At 67.0% G+C, this 21925-nt stretch carries 19 protein-coding genes; 10 read left to right on the top strand and 9 right to left on the bottom strand.

Going from position 1 to position 21925, the window contains the following annotated elements; translation table 11 throughout:
• Positions 1-5: 5 nt before the first annotated feature.
• The 5 genes from LI953_RS05245 to LI953_RS05225 all read right to left on the bottom strand — a co-directional run bounded on the left by LI953_RS05245 (position 6) and on the right by LI953_RS05225 (position 7222).
• The gene (locus LI953_RS05245) at positions 6-1031 is read right to left on the bottom strand and encodes a PhoH family protein (RefSeq protein ID WP_370635764.1); all 1026 of its coding nucleotides are present in this window, start codon (positions 1029-1031) and stop codon (positions 6-8) included.
• Positions 1028-2386, bottom strand: coding sequence for a tRNA (N6-isopentenyl adenosine(37)-C2)-methylthiotransferase MiaB (gene miaB, locus LI953_RS05240; protein WP_227074985.1), 1359 nt, complete (start codon positions 2384-2386; stop codon positions 1028-1030). The genes LI953_RS05245 and miaB overlap by 4 nt, the downstream gene beginning before the upstream one ends.
• 167 nt (positions 2387-2553) lie before the next feature.
• Positions 2554-3612 carry a 2-oxoacid:ferredoxin oxidoreductase subunit beta gene (locus LI953_RS05235; protein ID WP_227074984.1) on the bottom strand — a complete coding sequence of 353 codons (1059 nt, stop codon included), beginning with the start codon at positions 3610-3612 and terminating at the stop codon, positions 2554-2556.
• Positions 3609-5450: a 2-oxoacid:acceptor oxidoreductase subunit alpha gene (locus LI953_RS05230; protein ID WP_227074983.1), complete on the bottom strand. Its 1842-nt coding sequence runs from the start codon at positions 5448-5450 to the stop codon at positions 3609-3611. The genes LI953_RS05235 and LI953_RS05230 overlap by 4 nt, the downstream gene beginning before the upstream one ends.
• Complete coding sequence (locus LI953_RS05225; protein ID WP_227074982.1) at positions 5435-7222, bottom strand: FAD-dependent oxidoreductase; 1788 nt, start codon at positions 7220-7222, stop codon at positions 5435-5437. The genes LI953_RS05230 and LI953_RS05225 overlap by 16 nt, the downstream gene beginning before the upstream one ends.
• Before the next feature lie 235 nt (positions 7223-7457).
• Here LI953_RS05225 and LI953_RS05220 point away from each other — a divergent pair, with 235 nt between their 5' ends.
• From LI953_RS05220 to LI953_RS05210, 3 genes are read left to right on the top strand one after another with little or no spacing between them, the layout of a single operon-like run.
• Entirely contained in the window at positions 7458-8021 is a 564-nt protein-coding gene (locus LI953_RS05220; RefSeq protein WP_227074981.1) for a DUF1285 domain-containing protein, read from the top strand.
• Positions 8022-8033: 12 nt separating this feature from the next.
• A complete protein-coding gene (locus LI953_RS05215; protein WP_227075089.1) occupies positions 8034-8597 on the top strand; it encodes a CoA pyrophosphatase in 564 nt (187 codons plus the stop codon).
• Between the two features lie 14 nt (positions 8598-8611).
• On the top strand, positions 8612-9748 hold the full coding sequence (locus tag LI953_RS05210; RefSeq protein ID WP_255643070.1) for a CCA tRNA nucleotidyltransferase: 1137 nt from the start codon (positions 8612-8614) through the stop codon (positions 9746-9748).
• Here the strand turns inward: LI953_RS05210 and LI953_RS05205 are convergent.
• The 3 genes from LI953_RS05205 to LI953_RS05195 all read right to left on the bottom strand — a co-directional run bounded on the left by LI953_RS05205 (position 9745) and on the right by LI953_RS05195 (position 13501).
• The gene (locus tag LI953_RS05205; protein ID WP_227074979.1) at positions 9745-11637 is read right to left on the bottom strand and encodes a potassium transporter Kup; all 1893 of its coding nucleotides are present in this window, start codon (positions 11635-11637) and stop codon (positions 9745-9747) included. The genes LI953_RS05210 and LI953_RS05205 overlap by 4 nt on opposite strands.
• 69 nt (positions 11638-11706) lie before the next feature.
• Positions 11707-12825: a murein transglycosylase A gene (locus LI953_RS05200; protein ID WP_227074978.1), complete on the bottom strand. Its 1119-nt coding sequence runs from the start codon at positions 12823-12825 to the stop codon at positions 11707-11709.
• Between the two features lie 4 nt (positions 12826-12829).
• A complete protein-coding gene (locus LI953_RS05195) occupies positions 12830-13501 on the bottom strand; it encodes a Tim44/TimA family putative adaptor protein (protein ID WP_227074977.1) in 672 nt (223 codons plus the stop codon).
• A 132-nt stretch (positions 13502-13633) separates the two neighbouring features.
• On the opposite strand from LI953_RS05195, the gene LI953_RS05190 reads away from it, so the two are divergent.
• The 3 genes from LI953_RS05190 to LI953_RS05180 are packed head-to-tail and all read left to right on the top strand — an operon-like array spanning position 13634 to position 17504.
• Positions 13634-14188, top strand: a complete 555-nt coding sequence (locus LI953_RS05190) for a histidine phosphatase family protein (RefSeq protein WP_227074976.1) — start codon at positions 13634-13636, stop codon at positions 14186-14188.
• Position 14189: 1 nt separating this feature from the next.
• Positions 14190-14942: an N-formylglutamate amidohydrolase gene (locus LI953_RS05185; RefSeq protein WP_227074975.1), complete on the top strand. Its 753-nt coding sequence runs from the start codon at positions 14190-14192 to the stop codon at positions 14940-14942.
• A gap of 21 nt (positions 14943-14963) precedes the next feature.
• Complete coding sequence (locus LI953_RS05180) at positions 14964-17504, top strand: glycosyltransferase (RefSeq protein WP_227074974.1); 2541 nt, start codon at positions 14964-14966, stop codon at positions 17502-17504.
• A gap of 5 nt (positions 17505-17509) precedes the next feature.
• Here the strand turns inward: LI953_RS05180 and LI953_RS05175 are convergent, their stop codons facing one another.
• Positions 17510-17842, bottom strand: a complete 333-nt coding sequence (locus tag LI953_RS05175; protein WP_227074973.1) for a helix-turn-helix domain-containing protein — start codon at positions 17840-17842, stop codon at positions 17510-17512.
• A 383-nt stretch (positions 17843-18225) separates the two neighbouring features.
• Between LI953_RS05175 and LI953_RS05170 the strand changes: the two genes are divergently transcribed.
• From LI953_RS05170 to LI953_RS05155, 4 genes are all read left to right on the top strand, one after another.
• Positions 18226-18636: a DUF6362 family protein gene (locus LI953_RS05170; RefSeq protein ID WP_227074972.1), complete on the top strand. Its 411-nt coding sequence runs from the start codon at positions 18226-18228 to the stop codon at positions 18634-18636.
• Between the two features lie 102 nt (positions 18637-18738).
• Positions 18739-20100, top strand: coding sequence for a phage terminase large subunit (gene terL / locus LI953_RS05165; protein ID WP_227074971.1), 1362 nt, complete (start codon positions 18739-18741; stop codon positions 20098-20100).
• A 22-nt stretch (positions 20101-20122) separates the two neighbouring features.
• The gene (locus tag LI953_RS05160) at positions 20123-21517 is read left to right on the top strand and encodes a phage portal protein (protein WP_227074970.1); all 1395 of its coding nucleotides are present in this window, start codon (positions 20123-20125) and stop codon (positions 21515-21517) included.
• Entirely contained in the window at positions 21514-21903 is a 390-nt protein-coding gene (locus LI953_RS05155; RefSeq protein ID WP_227074969.1) for a hypothetical protein, read from the top strand. The genes LI953_RS05160 and LI953_RS05155 overlap by 4 nt, the downstream gene beginning before the upstream one ends.
• Positions 21904-21925 lie beyond the last annotated feature (22 nt).

Raw genomic sequence — 21925 nt, 5'->3', positions numbered from 1 at the left:
GTCCTTTAGCCCAGCTTCTGTTCGCGGGCATGTTCCTTCGCAGCGGCATAGCGCTGGTCGTAGGCTTCGACAATCCGTCCGACCAGCGGATGGCGCACCACATCGGAATTGCCGAAGCGGGCGACGCCGATGCCCTGGATGCCTTCCAGAGTCTCCAGCGCGTCGGCCATCCCCGAGCGGATGCCGGATGGCAGGTCGATCTGGGTGAGATCGCCGGTGATGACCATGCGCGTGCCCTCGCCCATGCGGGTGAGGAACATCTTCATCTGCACGGCGGTGGTGTTCTGGGCTTCGTCGAGGATGACGAAGGCGTGCGAGAGCGTGCGTCCGCGCATGAAGGCGAGCGGGGCGATCTCGATCTCGCCGGTGGTGAGGCGCTTGGTGAATTGCTCGCCGGGGAGCATTTCGTTCAGCGCGTCATAAAGCGGGCGCAGATAGGGGTCGACCTTCTCTTTCATGTCGCCGGGCAGGAAGCCGAGGCGCTCGCCCGCCTCCACCGCCGGGCGGGTGAGCACGATGCGGTCCACCTTGCCGGTGGTGAGCATGGCCACGGCCTGGGCCACGGCGAGATAGGTTTTGCCGGTGCCGGCGGGGCCGAGGGCGAACACCATCTCGTGCCGGGCCAGCAATTCCATATAGGCCGCCTGGCCGGGGCTGCGCGGGCCGACGGCGCCCTTGCGGGTGCGGATGGCGGGCAAATCGGAGAGCGGCAGGCGCGGCTCGCCCGCCGGGTCGGTCATGCGCAGCGCGGCATCCACTTTCGGGCCGTCGATCATCTCGCCGCGTTCCAATTGCCGGTAGAGCGCGGACAATGCCGCCTCTGCCGCGGCGATCTGCTCGGGCGTGCCGGAGATCGAGATCCGGTTGCCGCGGCAGGCCAGACGCACGCCGAGCCGTTGCTCGATGCGGGCGAGATGGCGGTCGTGATCTCCGAGCAGCAGCGGCAGCAGCGCGTTGTCGCCGAAGGTCATGGTGAGGGGCCGCGGCAGCGGGGCGGAATGGGTAGCCGAGGATGCGATGATCTGGCTCAAGCGGCGATTTGCTCCTTGCTCAAAAGAGTGGCCAAGAGAGAATTGGGGTTGCTGTGGGTGATTTTCACCTGGTGGATTTCGCCGGTCAGCGCCGTGGGATGCTCAACCACCACCGGCTGCAGCCAGAGCGAGCGCGCCGCGATCTGCCCCGGATGGCGCCCGGCGCCGGTGAACAGCACCGGGGTGGTCTGCCCGACCAGCGCCGCGTTGAACGCGTTTTGCTGGCGGCGCAGCTCGGCTTGCAGCTCGTAGAGCCGGGCGTCCTTGATGTCCTCGGCGATCTGCGGCAGGGCCGCGGCCGGGGTGCCGGGCCGGGGCGAATATTTGAAGGAATAGGCCAGGGCGAAGCCGGTCTCGCGCACCAGATCCATGGTCGCGGCGAAATCGGCATCGGTCTCGCCGGGATGGCCGACGATGAAATCGGAGGACAGGGCGAGGTCCGGCCTTGCCTCGCGCAGCTTGCCGACGATGCGGCGGAACGCCTCGGCCTTGTGCTTGCGGTTCATGGCCGCGAGGATTTTGTCCGACCCCGATTGCACCGGCAGGTGTAGGAAGGGCATCAGCTTGGCGTTGTCGCGATGGGCGAGGATCAGCGCGTCGTCCATGTCGTTGGGGTGGGAGGTGGTGTAGCGCAGCCGCTCCAGCCCCTCGATCTCGGCCATCTCGGCCAGCAGCCGGGCGAGGCCCCAGGTTTTCCCGTCTGGCCCCTCGCCGTGATAGGCGTTCACGTTCTGGCCGAGCAGCGCGATCTCGCGCGCGCCGCCCGCGACCATGCGCCGCGCCTCGGCCAGCACGCTGGCGGCGGGGCGGGAGGCTTCCGCCCCGCGCGTGTAGGGCACGACGCAGAAGGAGCAGAATTTATCGCAGCCTTCCTGGATGGAGAGGAAGGAGACCACGCCCTGGGGGGCGGCGTTGTCGGGCAGATGGTCGAATTTCTGCTCGGCGGGGAATTCGGTGTCGATCACCGCGCCCTGCTTGCGGTGGGCCTGGGCGATGAGTTCGGGCAGGCGGTGATAGGCCTGCGGGCCGACCACCAGATCGACGAACGGGGCGCGCCGGGTGATCAGCTCGCCCTCGGCCTGGGCCACGCAGCCGGTCACGGCGATCATCATCTCGCCGCCCTTTTCCTCCTTGAGCACGCGCAGCCGGCCGAGATTGGAGAAGACTTTCTCCTCCGCCCGCTCGCGGATATGGCAGGTGTTCATGATCACCATATCCGCGTCGTCCGGGCTGTCGACCGTGGTATAGCCCAGAGGGCGCAGGATGTCGGCCATGCGCGCGCTGTCATACACGTTCATCTGGCAGCCATGCGTCACGACATGCAGTTTGCGGAGTTTGCGGTCCGTCGCGTTCATACGTCTAAATCCATCCGGTTTTGCCGGATGGAAAAGCGCGGGGTGAAGTGACAGGTCAAGCGCAAATTGGCCGTATCTCCCTGAACCTGGCGTATTCTCGCGCCGTTTGGCCGCGCCGTGTCAAGGAAATTCGGGTTAAGGTGTTGTGAACGTTGGCGGGAGCGCGCCTAGCGCAGGCTGGCGTTGAGCCGCTCCAGCGCCGCCGCGCCGGGGCAGAGCTTGTCTTCGCCCAGGGTGTTGAGCGGGGTGGCGGTGGTGCCCAGGGCGTGGTGCAGCTCGCTGGCCTCGGGGTCGAGATAGAGCAGGCCGGTGACGATCTCGCCCGCGCGGCGGTGGCGCTCAAGGAAGGCGGCGGCGGCGGCGCGGTCGCGCGGGTCGTAATCATCCTCGCCCAGCTTGCGCAGGCGCAGCAGCGAGCCGTCATGCTGGCGCACGAGTTCGACCGCGCCGGGGGCGTAATCGACGGTGATCTCCTCCTGCCCGGCAATCACGTCGAGGAAATTCACCGCCTCGTTATGCTCGCGCACATAGTCGAAGCTCTTGGTCGAGCCCTGGTGGTTGTTGAAGGTGACGCAGGGGGAAATGACGTCGATGAACGCCGCGCCCTGATGGGTGAGGGCGGCCTTGATCAGCGGCACGAGCTGGGCCTTGTCGCCCGAGAAGGAGCGGGCGACGAAGCTGGCGCCGAGCTCGATGGCGAGGCCGACGAGGTCGATCGCCTCATCCTTGTTGACGGCGCCGCTCTTGTTCTTCGCACCTTTGTCGGAGGTGGCGGAGAACTGGCCCTTGGTGAGGCCGTACACCCCGTTATTCTCGACGATATAGGTCATGTTCACGCCGCGGCGCATGGCGTGGGCGAACTGGCCGAGGCCGATGGAGGCGGAATCGCCATCGCCGGAGACGCCGAGATAGATGAGCTCGCGGTTGGCGAGGTTGGCGCCGGTGAGCACCGAGGGCATGCGCCCATGCACCGAGTTGAAGCCGTGCGAGTTGCCCAGGAAATAGGTGGGGGTTTTGGAGGAGCAGCCAATGCCGGAGAGCTTGGCGATGCGGTGCGGCGGCAGGTCCAGCTCGAAACAGGCGCGCACGATGGCGGCGGAGATGGAATCATGCCCACAGCCGGCGCAGAGCGTGGAGATCGCGCCCTCGTAATCGCGCCGTGTATAGCCGAGCGTGTTGCAGGCCAGATGCGGGTGGTGCAGCTTGGGTTTGGGCAGGAAGGTCATGTCAGGCTCCAGGCCGGCATATGGGCCTCGATGGTCTCGATGATGCGGCGGGCGGTGATCGGCGTGCCGTCGTAATGCACGCAGCGCTTGAGTTTGGCGGGGTCGGTCTCCAGCTCGTTGATGAGCAGGGTGCGGAGCTGGCCGTCGCGGTTCTGCTCGACCACGAACACGGTGTCATGCGCGGCGATGAAGCGGCGGACATCGTCGTTGAAGGGGAAGCCGCGCACGCGCAGCAGGTCGAGATCGACACCCTGGGCGGCCATCAGGTCCTGCGCCTCGCGCATCGCGGCGCTGGTGGAGCCATAATAGATGGCGCCGAGCCTGGTTGGCTCCTCGGCGGAGCGGAGCTGCGGCGGGGGCACCAGCGTTTCGGCGGTGCGGAATTTGCGCAGCAGGCGCTCCATGTTGTCGACATAGGCGGCGCCGGCCTCGGTGTAGCGGGCGTAGCGGTCCTTGGAGGTGCCGCGGGTGAAGAAGGCGCCCTTGGTGGGGTGCGTGCCGGGATAGGTGCGGTAGGGGATGCCGTCGCCATCGACATCGAGATAGCGGCCGAACTCCTTGCCCGCCTCCAGCTCCGCCGCGCTCATCACCTTGCCGCGGTCCATGCGGCGGCTGTCATCCCAGGTGAAGGGGCGGGTGAGGCGCTCATTCATGCCGATATCGAGGTCGAGCATGAGGAAGACCGGGGTTTGCAGCCGGTCCGCGAGGTCGAAGGCGAGCGCCCCGAAGGTGAAGCATTCATGCGGGTCCTCGGGGAAGAGCAGGACATGCTTGGTGTCGCCATGCGAGGCATAGGCGCAGAGCAGGATGTCGCATTGCTGGGTGCGGGTGGGCATGCCGGTGGAGGGGCCGGCGCGCTGCACGTCGATGAGCACGGCGGGGATCTCGGCGAAATAGGCGAGGCCGAGGAATTCCTGCATCAGCGAGATGCCGGGGCCGGAGGTGGCCGTGAAGGCGCGCGCGCCATTCCACCCGGCGCCGATGACCATGCCGATCGAGGCGAGCTCGTCCTCGGCCTGGACGATCGCGTAGTTTTTGGCGCCGGTCTCGGGGTCGGTGCGCAGTTTGGCGCAATGTTTGGTGAAGGCTTCCACCACCGAGGTGGAGGGGGTGATGGGATACCATGCCGCCACGGTGGCGCCGCCATACACGGCGCCAAGGGCGGCGGCGGCGTTGCCGTCGATGGAGATGCGCTCGCCCACCGCGTCTGAGCGGCGGATGGTGAGGCCGAGCGGGCAGGGCAGATGGGTCAGCGCGTAATCACGCCCCATGTGCAGGGCGTGCAGGTTGGGGGCGATCAGCTTCTCCTTGGCCTTGAACTGCTCCTTGATCAGGGTCTCGATCACCTCGATCTCGATGTTGAGCAGGGCCGCGAGAGCGCCGACATAGATGATGTTCTTGAACAGCTGGCGCTGGCGCGGGTCGGCATATTCCTGGTTGCACAGCGCGGTCAGCGGCATGCCGATGATGTTGATATCCGGCCGGAACTTGCTGGGCGGGATGGCGCGGGTGGAATCATAGAACAGATAGCCGCCGGGCAGGATGGAGGCCACGTCCTGGTCCCAGGTCTGCGGGTTCATCGCCACCATCAGGTCGGTGCCGGCGCGGGCGCCGAGATAGCCGGCCTCTGAGACGCGGATCTCATACCAGGTGGGCAGGCCCTGGATGTTGGAGGGGAAGATGTTGCGCGGCGCCATCGGCACGCCCATGCGCAGGATGGATTTGGCGAAAAGCTGGTTGGCGCTGGCCGAGCCGGAGCCGTTGACGTTGGCGAATTTGACGACGAAGTCGTTGACCGCGGTGATGGCGGCGACCTCTTGTTTTACGGTCTGGAGCATGAAACCCCCGCTTTGGCGGTTTGAAACAGGAAGCGCTGCATGTCCCACGCGCCGGTGGGGCAGCGCTCGGCGCACATGCCGCAATGCAGGCAGACATCTTCGTCCTTGACCATGATGTTGCCGGTTTTCAGCGGGCCGGAGACGTACAAATCCTGCGCCGTATTGGCGGCGGGGGCGGCGAGGCGGGCGCGCAGCGCGGGCTCGTCGCCATCCTCGGTGAAGGTGATGCAGTCCACCGGGCAGATATCGGCGCAGGCGTCGCACTCGATGCAGAGCTTATCGGTGAACACGGTCTGCACGTCGCAATTCAGGCAGCGCTCGGCCTCGGCGAAGGCGAGGCCGGGGGTGAAGCCGAGCTCGACCTCGGCGGTGATGTTGGCGAGCGCCAGCGCCTTCTCGGCATGCGGCACGGGGAAGCGGTGGTCGTTGGAGACCTCGTTATCGTAGCTCCATTCGTGGATGCCCATTTTCTGGCTGGTCAGCGCGACATCGGGCGCCGGGCGGGCGGTGATGTCTTTGCCGCGGCAGAGCAGGTCGATGGAGATCGCGGCCTCGTGCCCATGCGCCACGGCCCAGATGATGTTTTTGGGGCCGAACGCGGCATCGCCGCCGAAGAACACCTGGGGATGGGTGGAGCGGAACGTGGTCTGGTCCACCACCGGCATGCCCCATTTATCGAATTCGAGGCCGAGATCGCGCTCGATCCAGGGGAAGGCGTTTTCCTGGCCGACGGCGATCAGCACGTCGTCGGCGGGGAGGTGCACATCCGGCTCGCCCGCGGGCACCAGACTGCGGCGGCCCTTGGCGTCGTATTCGGCTTTCACCTTCTCGAAGGTGACGCCGGTGAGGCGGCCTTGCTCGTGGGTGAATGCCTTTGGCACCAGGAAGTTGAGGATCGGGATGTCCTCGTGCATCGCGTCCTCCTTCTCCCAGGGCGAGGCTTTCATCTCCTTGAAGCCGGAGCGGACCACGACTTTTACATCCTCGCCGCCGAGGCGCCGGGCGGAGCGGCAGCAATCCATGGCGGTGTTGCCGCCGCCGAGCACGATGACGCGCTTGCCGATGGATGAGACATGGCCGAAGGAGATCGAGGAGAGCCAGTCGATGCCCAGATGGATGTTGGCGGCGGCTTCCTCGCGGCCGGGAATGTCGAGATCGCGCCCGCGCGGGGCGCCGGTGCCGATGAACACGGCGTCGTACCCCTCGGCCAGCAGCGCCTTCAGGCTGTCCACCCGTTGGCCATAGCGGGTGGTGATGCCGAGATGTTCGATATAGCCGCATTCCTCGTCCAGCACCGCGTCCGGCAGGCGGAATTTGGGGATCTGCGTGCGCATCATGCCGCCGCCGGCCTTGCCTTCGTCGATCACGGTAATGTCGTAGCCGAGCGGGGCGAGGTCGCGCGCCACGGTGAGCGAGGCGGGGCCGGCGCCGATCAGGGCGACGCGCTTGCCGTTGGGCATGGGCGCGGGCCGGGGCAGGCGGGCGGTGATGTCGTCTTTATAATCGGCGGCGACGCGCTTGAGCCGGCAGATCGCCACCGGCTGCTCCTCCACCCGGCCGCGCCGGCAGGCGGGCTCGCAGGGGCGGTCGCACACGCGCCCGAGAATGCCGGGGAACACGTTGGACTGCCAGTTGACCATATACGCGTCGGTATAGCGGCCCGCGGCGATCAGGCGGATATATTCGGGAACCGGGGTATGCGCCGGGCAGGCATATTGGCAATCGACGACTTTGTGGAAATGATCCGGAGACCGGATGTCGGTCGGGTGCAAATTTTTTCCTCCGTCAGCGCCTGTGCGCACCCGGAGGCCGGTTTGGTCCACGGTATTTATTTGCGTCAGGCCGTATTTTTTATGCCGCGGCCGAGCGCCTGCGCCGCGCGACTCGAAGCTTCGCAGAAAAATGACAGAGCGGCAATGGGAGGGGCGGAAGGGATTTGATTAGATCGAGCCGCCGCCTATATGGAAAACTTGAGCGGGCTTTGGCGGGCAAGGGAATCAACAAATCGTGAGCGAAGGGGCTGAGCAGCGGAGCTTGGCGGGCGGTGCCGCCCGTTGCCCTAAGGAGTGTGGCGAGCTGCCGTTTCTGATCAGGCGCGACGGGACTTGGCTGTATAAGGGCAGCCCGATCCAGCGCAAGGAGATGGTGTGCCTGTTTTCCTCGGTGCTGACCCGCGACGAGGCCGGGCGCTATATGCTGGAAACCCCGGCCGAGCGCGGCTGGATCGAGGTGGAGGACGCCCCGTTTGTGGCCGTGGAGATGAGCTGGAAGGGGCATGGGCGTGAGCAGGTGCTGTGTTTCCGCACCAATGTGGATAAATGCGTGACCGCGGGGCCGGAGCACCCGATCCGCATCGCGCATGATCTGCTGAGCTGCGAGCCGACGCCGTATCTGCGCCTGCGCGACGGCAAGGGGCGCTACCCGATCGAGGCGCGGATCAACCGCGCCACCTATTACGAGCTGGTGGCCCTGGCCGAGCCGGGGATGCTGCACGGGCGCAAGGTGCTGGGCGTGTGGAGCGGCGGGATGTTTTTCTCGCTTGGCGACCTGCCCGGCTGCGGCGAAGACTGAGCCGGTTTGCCCGTGACCCTGAGCGCCGAGGAGCTGCGCCGCCTGTTGCCGCCGGGGCTGGCGCGGATGCGTGCGGTGCCCGAGCGGCACCGGCCGGCGGCGGTGCTGATTCCGCTGGAGCCCGGGCGCGGCGTGTGGCTGACCCGGCGCGGGGCGAAAATGCCGAGCCATGCCGGGCAGGCGGCGTTTCCGGGTGGCAAGATCGAGCCGCAGGATGCCTCGCCCGAGGCGGCGGCACTGCGTGAGGCGCAGGAGGAAATCGGGCTCGACCCGCGGGACGTGGAAATTCTGGGCCGGATGGATGACCATGTCACCCTGACCGGATTTCATATCGCGCCGGTGATCGGGCTGGTGCCGCGCGGGGTGCGGCTGACGGCGGCGCCGGGCGAGGTGGAGGAAATTTTCTGCCTGCCCTTTTCTGCGTTGCTGGACCCGGCCCTGCCGCAGCGCCGCCGCGCCGTGCTGCACGGGATGGAGCTGGAATTCTCGGTGTGGCCGCATCCGGACCATGTGATTTGGGGCGCGACCGGGGAGATCTTGCGGCAATTGGCGCTCAGGCTGCGGGGGCGGGGGTGATCGAGCTGCCCGGCATGGCGGCGCTGTGGGACGCGCTGCCCGAGGCGCGCATGGTGGGTGGCGCGGTGCGCGACATGCTGGCCGGGCGGGCGGTGGCGGATGTGGATTTCGCCTCGCCGCTGCGGCCCGAGGTGGTGATGGCGCGGGCGCGCGCGGCGGGGCTGAAGGCGGTGCCGACCGGGCTGGCGCATGGCACGGTGACGGTGGTGGCGGCGGGCACCGGGTTCGAGGTGACGACGCTGCGCCGCGACGTGGCGACCGATGGCCGGCACGCGGTGGTGGAATTCACCGATGACTGGCGTGAGGACGCGGCGCGGCGGGATTTCACCATCAATGCGATGTCGGCCACGCGCGACGGCACGATTTATGATTATTTCGGCGGGCGGGCGGATCTGGCGGCGGGGCGGGTGCGCTTCGTGGGCGCGGCGGCGGCGCGGATCCGCGAGGATTATCTGCGCGTGCTGCGGTTCTTCCGGTTTTATGCGCGCTATGCCAGGGGCGTGCCGGATGAAGAGGCGGTGGCTGCGATCAGGGCGCTGCGCGAGGGCGTGCGCGGGTTGTCGGCCGAGCGGGTGTGGAGCGAGATCAAGCAGATTTTGCGCGCGCCGGACCCGCTGCCGGCGCTGCGGCTGATGGAGGAGACCGGCGTGCTGGCGCTGTTGCTGCCGGGGCGTGATCTGGCGCGGCTGGCGGCGCTGGTGGCGCGGGGCGCGCCGGTGGACCCGCTGCCGCGGCTGGCGGCGCTGCTGGTGGAGGATGCGGCGGGGTTTGCCGCGCGCTGGCGGCTGAGCCGGGCGGAGGCGGCGCGGCTGGCGGCGCTGCTGGTGCCGGGCATCCCGCGCCCGGAAGATGACGACGCGGCGCTGCGCCGGGCGCTGGCGCGCGAGGCGGCGGCGGAGTTGGTGGACCGGGTCTGGCTCCATGGCGGGGCGGGGCCGGAATGGGCGGGCCTGCGGGCGCGGCTCGCGGGCATGGCGCGGCCGGTGTTTCCGTTGCAGGGGCGGGATCTGACGGGGCTGGGAATCCCACCCGGCCCTGGCCTGGGCGCGGTGTTGCGTGAGGCCGAGGCGTGGTGGCTGGCGGGCGGCTGTGTGGCCGATGCCGCCGCCTGCCGCGCCTTTGTGGCGACGCGGCAGGGCGGGGCGGGTTAGACCGCGATGCGGACGCCGAGCTCGACCACGCGGTCGGAGGGGATGCGGAAGAACTCGGTGGCCGGGATGGCGTTGCGGGCCATGAACAGGAACAGCCAGCGGCGGATGAAGCGCAGCTTGGGCACCGAGGCGGGCACCACAGTTTCGCGCCCGAGGAAATAGCTGGCCTGCATCGGCTTGAAGTCGATGCCCTGGGCGGAGAGGCTTTCCAGCGCCTGCGGCACGTTCGGGCTCTCCATGAAGCCGTAATACAGCGTCACCTTGTAGATGCCAGGTGTGGCTTCCTCGACCTCGGCGCGCTCGTCCGGGGCGGCGTAGGGAACGTCGAGATTGCGGACGGTGACGAAGAACACCTGCTCGTGCAGAACCTTGTTGTGCTTGAGGTTGTGCAGCAGCGCGTTGGGCACGAAGTCGAGATTGCCGGTCATGAACACGGCGGTGCCGGGCACGCGCACGATGCGCGATTGCGGCAGGCGGCCGATGAAGGAGGCCAGCGGCAGCGAATCCTGCACCCAGCGGGCCATGATCAGGCCGCGGCCGCGGCGCCAGGTGGTGATGACCAGGATGATGCTGAGGCCGATGGCGAGCGGCACCCAGCCGCCTTCGAAGATCTTCATCGAGTTGGCGGCGAAGAAGGCGAAATCGACAATGCCGATGGCGCCGAAGAGGGCGATGACCATCCAGCGCGGCCAGCCGAACTCGCGCCGGTAGACGAAGGCGGCGAGCGTGTTGTCGCACAGGAAGGTGCCGGTGACGGCGATGCCATAGGCCGAGGCCAGCGAGGCGCTGGAGCCGAAGGTGAGGACCAGCAGCACCACGCCGAAGGCCAGGATCGCGTTGATCTGCGGCACGTAGATCTGGCCGCGCTCCAGCGCGCTGGTATGGCGGACCTCCATGCGCGGCAGCAGGCCGAGCTGCACGCACATGCGCGAGACCGAGAAGGCGCCGGAGATGACCGCCTGGCTGGCGATGACCGTGGCCATGGTGGCGAGGATGATGAGCGGCACCTGCAGCGCGGGCGGGGCGAGGTTGTAGAACGGGTTATTGGCCATCGCCGGGTTGGCGATGACCAGCGCGCCCTGACCGTAATAATTGAGCAGCAGGCAGGGCAGCACGAAGAACAGCCAGCTCACCCGGATCGGCCGTTTGCCGAAATGGCTCATATCGGCATAGAGCGCCTCGGCCCCGGTGACGGCCAGCACCACCGCGCCCAGCGCGGCGAAGGCGATGGCGTTGTGGCGGATGATGAACATGGCGCCATAAGTGGGGCTGAGGGCGACCAGCACCCGCGGGTCGTGCACGATCTGGTTGAGGCCGAGCAGGCCGAGGACCAGGAACCAGAGTGCCATGATCGGGCCGAAGGCGTTGCCGACCTTGCCGGTGCCGTGCCGCTGCACCAGGAACAGCACCATGATGACGGCGAGGGAGATCGGCAGCACGAGATGCGAGGTTTCGGGGGAGACGACCTCGATGCCTTCGACCGCCGAGAGGATGGAGATGGCCGGGGTGATCACGCCGTCGCCAAAGAACAGCCCGGCGCCGACGATGCCGATCAGGCCCAGGGCGGAGCGTGTGCGCTCGCTGCGCGAGACGCGGCTGGCCAGGGCCATGAGCGAGAGCGTGCCGCCCTCGCCGTTATTATCGGCGCGCATGATGAAGGTGACGTATTTCACCGTCACCGTGATGATCAGCGCCCAGGTGATGAGGGAGATCATGCCCAGCACGTCGTCGCGGACGAAGGTGGTGTGGGAGAAATAGGTGAGGCAGGTTTGCAGGGCGTAGAGCGGGCTAGTGCCAATATCGCCATAGACAACGCCGAGCACACCGATCAGCGTCGCAAGACGCAGGGGCGCGTTGGCGCCGGTGCCGTGATGCGCGTCAGAACTCATTCATGCCACCCTGTATGTTTTGACGAGGCGCTGTAGCCCTTTGCCCAGGGCCGGGCAAGCGCCGCGCCATTATGGGGCCGCCGGTTTGGGCAGCAGGACGTAGAGCTGGCCGGGTTGGCGCATGACGCCGGCGGTGGTTTCGGCATCCGGCCCGGCGCCGAAGAACAGGTCGGCGCGGTCGGGGCCCTGGATGCCGCCGCCCGTATCTTGCGCCACGGTCAGGCGGTCGAGCGGGGTCTGGGTGATCGGGTCGGTGGTGGCGACGAAGACCGGGGTGCCGAGCGGGATCACCGATTTGTCGATGGCCAGGGAGCGCCCGGCGGTGAGCGGCACGCCGAGCGCGCCGGGGGCGCCCTCGTCGTCGGGCAGATAGCCAAGGGGCTTGATGAACACGTAGCGCGCGTTCTGCTCCATGATGCCTTGGGCTTGGTCGGGGTGGGCCTTCAGCCAAGCGGAGATGCTCTGATAGCTGACATCATCTGGCGCCAGGTCGCCCTGTTGCACCAGGATGCGGCCGATGGGGGTGTAGGGCTGGCCGTTTTGGCCGCCGAAGCCGACGCGCAGGGTGCGCCCGTTGGCGAGCAGGATGCGCCCGGAGCCTTGGATTTGCAGCATGAAGGCGTCCACCGGGTCGGCCAGATAGGCGGTGACCGGGGTCTTGCGGTAGAGGGCGCCGTGGTCGATGGCGGCGCGGGGCAGGGCGGCGAGCGCGGGGTCGGCCGGTTTGGCGTAGAGCGGCACGGTGTAGCCGGGGGCGAGGTTTTTGGAGCCGGGGAATTCCGGCTCGAAATAGCCCGTGATCAGCGCCTGGCCGGAGACGGCATAAGGGATGAAATTGGCCTCGAAGAACTGGCGGGCGGCGGTGCTATCGCCAGGTGGCACCGCCTTGGCCGCGGCGCAGGCGGTGGCCCATTGCCCGGCCTGGCCGGCATCGGATTGCGCGAGACCGGCGCCGCCGAGCGGCTGGTCGGGCGGCATCAGGGTGATGCTCTTGCAGCCGGTGACGAAGGCCTCCAACGCCTCGCTGGTGTTGTCGGTGCTCCAGCCGGGCAGGGCCGAGAAGGAGACCGGGCTGCCGGGCGGAGTGCCGGGCAGGTTGAGCGTGCCGGTCTGCGGTACGGCGCAGCCGGTGAGCGCGGCGAGGGCGAGGCTGGGCCAGAGATGGCGGGCGGGTGGCTTGCGGGGCATGAGGTTAGCCGCTGCGGGCGGCGGCGAGGCGCCAGCCGGGCTCGGGGCCGTTGAGGTTGCGCTCGAAGGTCCAGAGGTCGGTGAGTTCGTTCACCCCCTCGGTGCCGGGCTTGGGGGTGCCCGTCGCGTCGAGCTCGGCGTTCACCTGGTCGGAGACGAAGCGCACGACGATGGCGGCGTGGTCGGCGAGGAGCTGCGCGTCTTCGATGCTGGCGGTGACGATGGTCTTGATCTCGGTGCGGTGGCGCTCGCCCGCAGCCTCGCGGGTGCGGATCGCGGCGTCGAAGGTCTCGAACACATGCGGCGAGAGCAGGGGGGAGAGGGTGGCGCGGTCGCCTGCGGCGAAGGCGGTGACAATCAGGCGGAAGGCGCTCTCGGCCTGGGACAGGAAATTCGGCGGGTCGAAATGCGGGTCGCGGTTGACGATCTGCATCAGCTTCTGGCCGAGGGGGGAGCTGGGGTCGGGCACCGGGCGGCCGGCTGGCGCGGGGGTGGCGCGGCCCTCGATCACCGGGCCCTGGGCATACAGCCCCGGCGGCGGCTGGGGCGGGCGCTCGAACCCGACGCGGCGACCGAGCACGCTGCGCAGGCGCAGGATGAGGAGGATCGCCACGCCCGCGAAAATGATGAGAATGACGGGAAACCCGCCTAGGGATTGGAACGCGTTGGTCTGCACTGAATCCTCTGCCGGGAAGTCTGCGCCAAGGGATAGATGAAAGCAAGCGGATGATCCAGGCTGGCCAACCCGGCCCCGAGTGGGACATAACGGCAACGCGCGCGCGGCGCGCGGGGAGCCGAAGGACGAGACATGTTTCTACTGCGCCATGGGCAAAGCTATTTCAACCTGCATTTCACCGAGACCCGGCGGGACCCCGGGATCGAGGATCCGGAACTGACGCCGCTGGGGCATGAGCAGGCGCGCAAGGCGGCGGCGCGGTTGCGCGCGGCCGGGCTGACGCGGATCATCGTGTCGCCCTATACCCGCGCGCTGCAGACGGCGCAGCCCTTTTTGGCGCTGCCGGGGGTGACGGTGGAGGTGTGGCACGAGGTGCGCGAGCGTACGGCGTTCGTGTGCGATATCGGCTCTCACCCCGAGGCGCTGGCGCGGCGGTTTCCGGCGCATGAATTCGGGCATCTGCCCGCGCGATGGTGGCATGACGAGACTGAAAGCGAGGCACAGACCACGGCACGGGCCGATGCGTTCCGCGCCGCCATGGCCGGGCGGGAGGATGAGGCGACCACGCTGCTGGTGAGCCATTGGGGCTTCATTCTGGCGCTTACCGGGGTGTCGGTGATGAATGGCGAGATGATCGAGTACGACCCGCGCGCGGCGGCGCCGGAGCAGATCGTGTGGAAGCCGTGAGATGAGCGCGGGGCTGTTGGGGGCGGATGAGGCGGCGCCGGCGGAGGTGCTGCGTCCGGAGGGGAAGAGCCGGTTTTTGCTGACGGCGGACCATGCGGGCCGGGCGATCCCGCGGGCGCTGGGGGATTTGGGCGTGAGCGCGGCGGAGATGGAGCGGCATATCGCCTGGGATATCGGCATTGCCGGGGTGACGCGGCGGTTGAGCGCGGCGCTCGACGCGCCGGCGGTGCTGCAGACTTATTCGCGGCTGGTGATTGACTGCAACCGCCAGCCGGGCGTGGCCAGCGCCTGCCCAGAGGTGAGCGAGGCGACGGAGATCCCCGGCAATAAGGGGCTCGACGCTCCGGCCAAGGCGGCGCGCCGGGCGGCGATTTTTGAGCCGTATCACGCCGCCATCGAGGCGCTGATCGGGGCGCGGCCGGGGTGCATCTATGTGGCGATGCATAGTTTTACCCCGGTTTACATGGCGCAGGCGCGGCCGATGCATGTGGCGGTGCTGTATAACCGCAACCCCAGGCTTTCCCTCGCGCTGGCGGCGCTGCTGCGGGCCGAGACGGGGCTGGTGGTGGGGGAGAACGCACCCTATCGGCTGACCGATGAGAGTGATTACGGCGTGCCGGTGCATGCCGAGACGCGCGGGTTGGACTACCTGGAGTTGGAAATCCGGCAGGATCTGATACAAACGGACGTTGGGCAGGCGGAATGGGCGGCGCGGCTGGCAAGGCTGCTGCCGTTGGCGGCGGCCCGATTGTGACAGGTGAACGGAAAGCGAAGTATGGCGACCAGGACAGGTACGGTGAGGACGGGCGCAAAACCTAAGGTGGCGGCGCGGGCGCGCCGGCTATTGTGTTTTTTCGACCGCATTGACGAGACCGCGGTGGGCGGCTGGGCGGTGGATTTCGAGGCGCCGGAGCAGAGCCTGCGGCTGCGCGTGATGATCGATGGCGTGATCGCGGATGTGGTGCCCTGCGACCTGCACCGCGACGATGCGAGGCTGGTGACGCCGGTGAATAGCCGGATCGGCTTTTATTATGAGATCCCGGCGCGCTACCGCGACGGGCTGCGGCACACCATCACCTTCGCCACCGTGGACGGGGAGGCGGTGCCGCTGAGCTCGCGTAATGGCGAGATGGGGGCGCTGAATTTCTGCCTGGCCAAGCCGACCCGTGTGGAGGCGGTGCTGGATGGGCTGGTTGGCGGGTTGATCCAGGGCTGGGCGCACCGGGTGGATGATGCCGCCGGGACTAGGCTGGGCGGCGTTAAGATTTTGATCACCGCCGCCGGGCAGCCGCTGGCCGAGGTGGTGGCGGAGCAGTTCCGCGCCGATGTGGCCGGGGCGACGGGGGGTGACGCAGCCTGCGGGTTTAGCGTGTATCTGCCCGAAGGGGTCAGGCAGCGGCGCATGACGCTGCAGGTGTTCGCCATGCCCGAGCGCCAGGAAATATTGGGTAGCCCGCTGGATATCGAGTTTCCCTCGGCCGGGGCGAGCGAGCAGATCGAGACGCTGATGGCGCGCACCGACGAGCTGTTTTCGTTTGCGTTTAATTTGCGCCGGGAGTTGCAATCGGCGCTGCCGCGGGAACGCTATTTCCTGGAGGATTACGCGCGCTGGGCCGCGGCCTCGCTGCCGCTGGCGCTGGCGCGGGCCGAGGCGCGCTATGGCGCGCTGCCGGAGCCGGGGCCGCTCGTGTCGGTGGTGTGTCCGGTTTATCGGCCGGCGATCGGAGAGTTTTTGGCGGCGGTGGACTCGGTGCGGGCGCAGACCTACCCGAACTGGGAGTTGCTGCTGGTGGATGACGCCAGCGGGGATGCGGCGCTGAGCGCGGCGATGCGGGAGTTGGCGGCGGCGGATAAGCGCATCCGCGTGCTGGCGCGCAAGCGCAATGGCGGGATCGCGCGGGCGACCAATGACGCGCTGGCGGCGGCCAAGGGCGAGCTGGTGGCGTTTTTTGACCATGACGATCTGCTAGAGCCGGGGGCGCTGGAGATTATGCTGCGGGCATGGCGGGCGACCGGCGCCAAGCTGCTTTATTCCGACGAGGACAAGGTGGAGCGGGGCGGGGCGCTGGGCGAGCCGCATTTCAAACCGGATTTCAATTACCGCTTTCTGCTGGAGATCAATTACATCTGCCATTTCGTGATGGTGGAGGCCGGGGCGTTGCGCGCGGCGGGCGGGCTGGACCCGGCGCTGGACGGGGCGCAGGACCATGATCTGCTGCTGCGGCTGTGCGAGCACCTGGCCCCGGCGGAGATCCACCATGTGCCGGAGGTGCTGTATCATTGGCGCAAGACCGGCAGCTCGACCGCCGCGGCCGGGGCGCAGGCCAAGCCGAAGGCGGTGACGGCCGGGGAGACGGCGGTGCAGGCGCATCTGGCGCGGCGCAAATTGCCGGCGAAGGTGAGCAGCCGCGAGGGCATGACCTGTTATGAGGTGGAATGGCAGTTCCGGCCCAAGGCGCGGCAGGGGGCGAAGGTGTCGATCCTGATCCCGTTCCGCGACCATATCGCGATGACGCGGGAATGCGTGGACGCCATCCGCACGCATACCAAGGACGTGGCGTATGAGATCATCCTGCTCGACAACTGGTCGAGCAAGGACGGAGCGGAGGCGTTCACCGCCGCCCAGGCCAACATGCCGAATACCAAGGTGATCAGGATCGCGGAGCCGTTCAACTACTCGCGTATCAATAACATCGGCGTTAGCGCGGCGGCGGGAGAGTACCTGCTGTTCATGAATAACGACGTGTTTGTGAGCGAGCCGGATTGGCTGCGCCGGATGCTGGATGAGTGTCTGGCCGACCCGAAGCTGGGGGCAGTGGGGGCCAAGCTGCTCTACCCCAATGGCACCGTGCAGCATGCCGGGGTGGTGCTGGGCGTGGGCGGGGTGGCGGACCATGCGTTCCGCGGGCTCGATGGGCGCGCGCCGGGCTATATGGCGCATGCGATGGCGGCGCAGGAGGTTTCCGCCGTGACCGCCGCTTGCATGCTGGTGCGCAAGCGGGCCTTCCTCGATGTTAGCGGATTTGACGAGGAATCGTTGAAAGTGGCGTTCAACGATGTGGATTTGTGTGCGAAGCTAACCAAAGCCGGGTGGAAAATTGTGTATTTGCCGGATGTGGTGGCGGAACACCGCGAGAGCATCAGCCGAGGTGATGATTTCGACAACACCAAACTTGGCCGGTTTATGTGGGAAAATGAGGTTATGCGGCAGCGTTATGCTAAGGTTCTGCCGAATGATCCACATTATAACATGCATTTCTCGCGCGAGGGCGGCGTGTATCATGAACTGCGTCTGCTCCGGCCGGAGCAGATTTGAACGGATCAGCCGCGCGCCAGACGGCGCGCGGTTTGCAGCAGGATGCGGCGGTCCTCGGCCGAACAGGCGCGGTATAGCCGCATTAATGCCAGCTCATCGCCCATCAGTGACCCGGTTTCACCCGAAACCAGGTAGCCGAGCGAGGTGTTAAGAACTTTCGCGATGCGCTCCATGTTTTCCCGCACCTGACCGGCGCGGTCCGTCTCCCACTGGGCGATGGCGGACCTGGAAACATTGAGTTTAGCGGCGAATTCATCCTGGGTCATGTTGGCTGCGAGACGCAGAGCCCGAATGCGGGCGCCGACGGTCTCGGCCGGAGGTTGTTTTTTAGAAGCCATGGCAAACTCTTAACACGCCCGTGGTCAAACTCAATGTTAGTTTTTCTTGACGCATAATGTTAGATATTCTAACTCGGCGGTGACAGCCGGGAAGGAGAGGGCATGCCGCAGGCGAGGCAGTGGACGGAAACAGCGGACAGGACGATTTGCGAGATGCGGGGGGCGGGGGAGACGTGGTCGGCCATTGGGCGCAGGCTGGGGCTGGCGAGAAGCACCGTAATCGAGCGTGGACGCCGCCTGCGGGCGGCGGCGCCGAAGAAAATGGCGGCGCCGCCGAAACGCGACGACCTGCTCGATGACGCTAACAGGCCGCCACTGCCCGCCGGGCACCCCCTGACATGGGGACTATTAACATCCGAACCATTTCCGGAAGGAGACAAGGAATGACGGCGGACGATTTGATCGCACGGTTTGAGGCGGCGGGCGCGACGATGTTGGCGTTGCCGTCGCGCGGGTATTCGACGCAATTGCGGACGACGAAATTCGACGTGCTGCAGAGCGCGATGGAGGCCTATGGCTGGCAGGCGGCGGCGGTGCGGCCGCCGATGCCGAGTGCCGCGGAGATCAGCCGCATGGACGAAGCGTTTGGCTGGCTAACAATGATCCCCGAAACGAAATATGTGCTGCGCCGGATTGTGGGGGCGCGGGCACTGGTGCATCCGATCAGTGGGCGGCATTTGTTTCCGTGGCGGCGAATTGGCGCGATGCTGGGGGCGGATCATAAATCGGCGCAGCGCTGGCATGGGCAGGGGATTGAGCTGATTGTCGATGGCTTGAACGCACGGCGAAAATAATTCTAACATTATGTTATTTTTTCCTTGCCCACATGCCCGGGTTTGACGTATAGATTTGGGTATACTGGTTCTACAACACACACAGACGGGTTAGGCTGAACATTGACGGCGGCGGGCGGGTTTCTTGAGTTTGCCCGGCTGGCGATGGCGGCCAAGGGGCAGGCGCCGGCGCGGCATCATGAATTGCTGATCGGCAAGTTGCAGGATGTGGCGGATGGGGTCTGCGACCGGCTGATGGTGCAGATGCCGCCGGGATCGGCGAAATCGACTTATGGGTCGGTGTTGTTCCCGGCGTATTTTCTGGCCGCGCAGCGGCGCGCGCAGGTGATTGCCGCGGGGCATACCGCATCGCTCGCCAATTATTTTGGCGGGCGCGTGCGGGCGGCGGTGGAGGAGCATGCGGGCTGGCTGGGCCTGGCGATCCGCAAGGATAGCAAGGCGGCGTCGCGCTTCGCGCTGGAGGGCGAGCGGGAGTATTTCGCCGCCGGGGTGCGTGGGCCGATCACGGGGCGGCGGGCGGATCTGATCATCATTGACGACCCGGTTAAGTCGTGGGCGGAGGCGGAAAGCCAGACGGCGCGGGAGGCGCTGTATGATTGGTATCGCGGCGAGCTGACGGCGCGGCTGAAGCCGGGGGGGCGGATCGTGCTGATCATGACCCGTTGGCATGAGGATGATCTGGCCGGGCGGCTATTGGCGGCGGAGGCGGGGTGGCGATGCCTGCGTCTGCCGGCATTGGCGGAGCCCGGTGACGAATTGGGCCGGGCGCCGGGTGAGGCGCTGTGGCCGGAATGGCAAGGGCGCGCGGAATTGGAGCGGCGGCGCCGGGAAGTGGGCGAGCGGGCATTTGCGGCAATGTATCAGCAGGCGCCGCTGCCGCCGGACGCGGCGTTTTTTAACGCCGCGCGGGTGCGGATTTTGCCCGAGGCGCCGCCGCTGCGCCAGGTGATGCGCGGATGGGATCTGGCGGCGAGCGCGGCTTCGGCCGGGAAGGCGCCGGATTATACGGTGGGGTTGAAGCTGGGCGTGACCGCCGAGAATCTGCTGGTGGTATTGGATGTGGCGCGGCTGCAGGCGGCCCCGGCGCAGGTGGAGGCGAAGATTATCGAGATGGCGCGGCTGGATGGGCCGGGCACGGTGATCGCGCTGCCGCAGGACCCCGGCCAAGCGGGGGCGGCGCAGATTGCCATGCTGACACGAAGCTTGGCGGGCTACAAGGTGATGGCGAGCCCGGAGCGGGATGCGAAGACGATTCGGGCGATGCCGGCGGCGACGCAGATGGATGCCGGGAATTTGGCGATGGTGGCGGCGCCTTGGAATGATGCGTTGCTGGCGGAGCTGCGGGCGTTTCCGCACGCGGGGAAGGATGACCAGGTGGATGCGCTCTCGCGCGCGGTGAACTCGCTGGCGACGATGGCCGGGCAGCCAGCGCGGCGGCTGCATCTGCCGCTGATGCAACGGTGAAGATCTAACCGAAGAGAACTGCATGTTTGAAACGATTTGCGGCACGATCCAGGCGGATACGAGCCTGCCGCCACGCGTGGCGAAGCTGGATATATTGCGCCGGGTACTGGATGGCACGTTGTATGACAATCTGCCTTATCAATTCCATGAAGAGCGCAATACGGCGGGTGAATATATACCGTTGCGGCTGCGCCGGCCCTCGGTGCGCTATGGGCTGTGCCGGGTGGTGGTGGAAGATTCGGTGGCGCTGCTGTTCAGCGCGGGGCATTTTCCGGCCATCGATGCGGATGATCCGGCGCTGGTGCGCTGTTTGCAGGATGTGATCGCGGAGACACGGCTGAACGAGGTGATGATCGATGCCGCGATCAAGGGCTCGGTCGGCTCGGTGGCGCTGCTGTTCCGGGTGCTGCAGGGGCGGGTGTTCTTCTCGGCGTTGGAGAGCTTGTATCTGACGCCGGTGTGGAGCGCGGTGGCACCGGATACGCTGGAGCGGGTGAGCGAACGCTATAAGGTGAGCGGCGCGGATCTGGCGGCGCAGGGTTATGAAAATATCGATCCGCAGGGCATGTATTGGTTCCAGCGGATTTGGGATGCCGAGGCGGAGACCTGGTATCTGCCATGGGCGGTGAATGATCCGCTTGGCGGGCCGGTGAAGGATGAGCAGCGCAGCGTGACGCATGGCCTCGGCTTTGTGCCGGTGGTGTGGATCCGTAATCTGCCTGGTGGCGAGGGGGTGGATGGGGCGTGCACCTTCCGGACTGCGATCGATACGAATATCGAGATCGATTACCAGTTGAGCCAGGCGGGGCGGGGGCTGAAATATAGCTCGGATCCGACGCTGCTGATCAAGGAGCCGGCCACCAGCGATACCGAGATCGTGAAAGGGGCTGGGAACGCGCTGGTGGTTTCGGAAAAGGGCGATGCCAAGCTGCTGGAGATTGGCGGCACGGCGGCGGAGGCGGTGATCTCTTATGTGCGGACACTGCGGGAGTTTGCGCTGGAGAGCGTGCATGGCAACCGCGCCAGCGCCGACCGGCTGACGGCGGCGCAATCGGGCCGGGCGCTGGAGTTGATGAATCAGGGGTTGATCTGGCTCGCGGATAATTTGCGCATTGCTTACGGCGAGGGCGGGATTTTGCCGTTGCTGAAGATGGTGGTGCGGGCGTCGCAGATATTTCCGCTGGTGGTGATGGGGCAGCGGGTTGGGGCGCTGGATGGCACGCAGCGGCTGAAGCTGCGCTGGCCGCGCTGGTATCCGCTCTCGGCGGATGACCGGCTGAAGGAGGCGCAGGCGATCTCGACGCTGGTGAATGCGGGGCAGCTCTCGCGCGAGACGGCGGTGAAGAGCGTGGCGGCGGCGCATGGGATTACGGATGTGGAGGCGGAGTTGGAAGCCATTGACCAGGATGCGCAATGACTGAGGACAGCGAAAATACCGAGGAGTGGCGCGCGCGCGCGGAAAGCGCGGAGGCGGCGCTGAGCCAGATGCAGGCGGAGATGGCGCGGCGGCTGGCGCAGGCGGAGCTGAAGGCGGAGGCGGTGAGGGCCGGGATGATCGATCTGGATGGACTCAAGCTGATCGATCCGGCCAGCTTGCGGGTGACCCAGAGCGGCGAGGTGGAGGACGCGGCCAGTGTTTTGGCGCGGATGAAGCGCGAGAAGCCGTGGCTGTTTGGGGCGGGGGCGTCGTCTTCCGCCGCGGCGAATCCGCCAAGGCCGGAGCCGCCGCGCACGCGCCACGCCAATGAACTGAGCCATGAGGAATGGCTGAGCGCGCGCGCGGCGCTGATCCGCCGCCGCTGAGGGTGTCGTTACAATTTGCGCC

Origin of the sequence: Acidocella sp. KAb 2-4, assembly GCF_020567705.1 — a bacterium.
Taxonomy (GTDB): Bacteria; Pseudomonadota; Alphaproteobacteria; order Acetobacterales; family Acetobacteraceae; genus Acidocella.
Note: the sequence above shows the minus strand (reverse complement) of the source record. Positions and strands in the feature narration are given on the sequence as shown.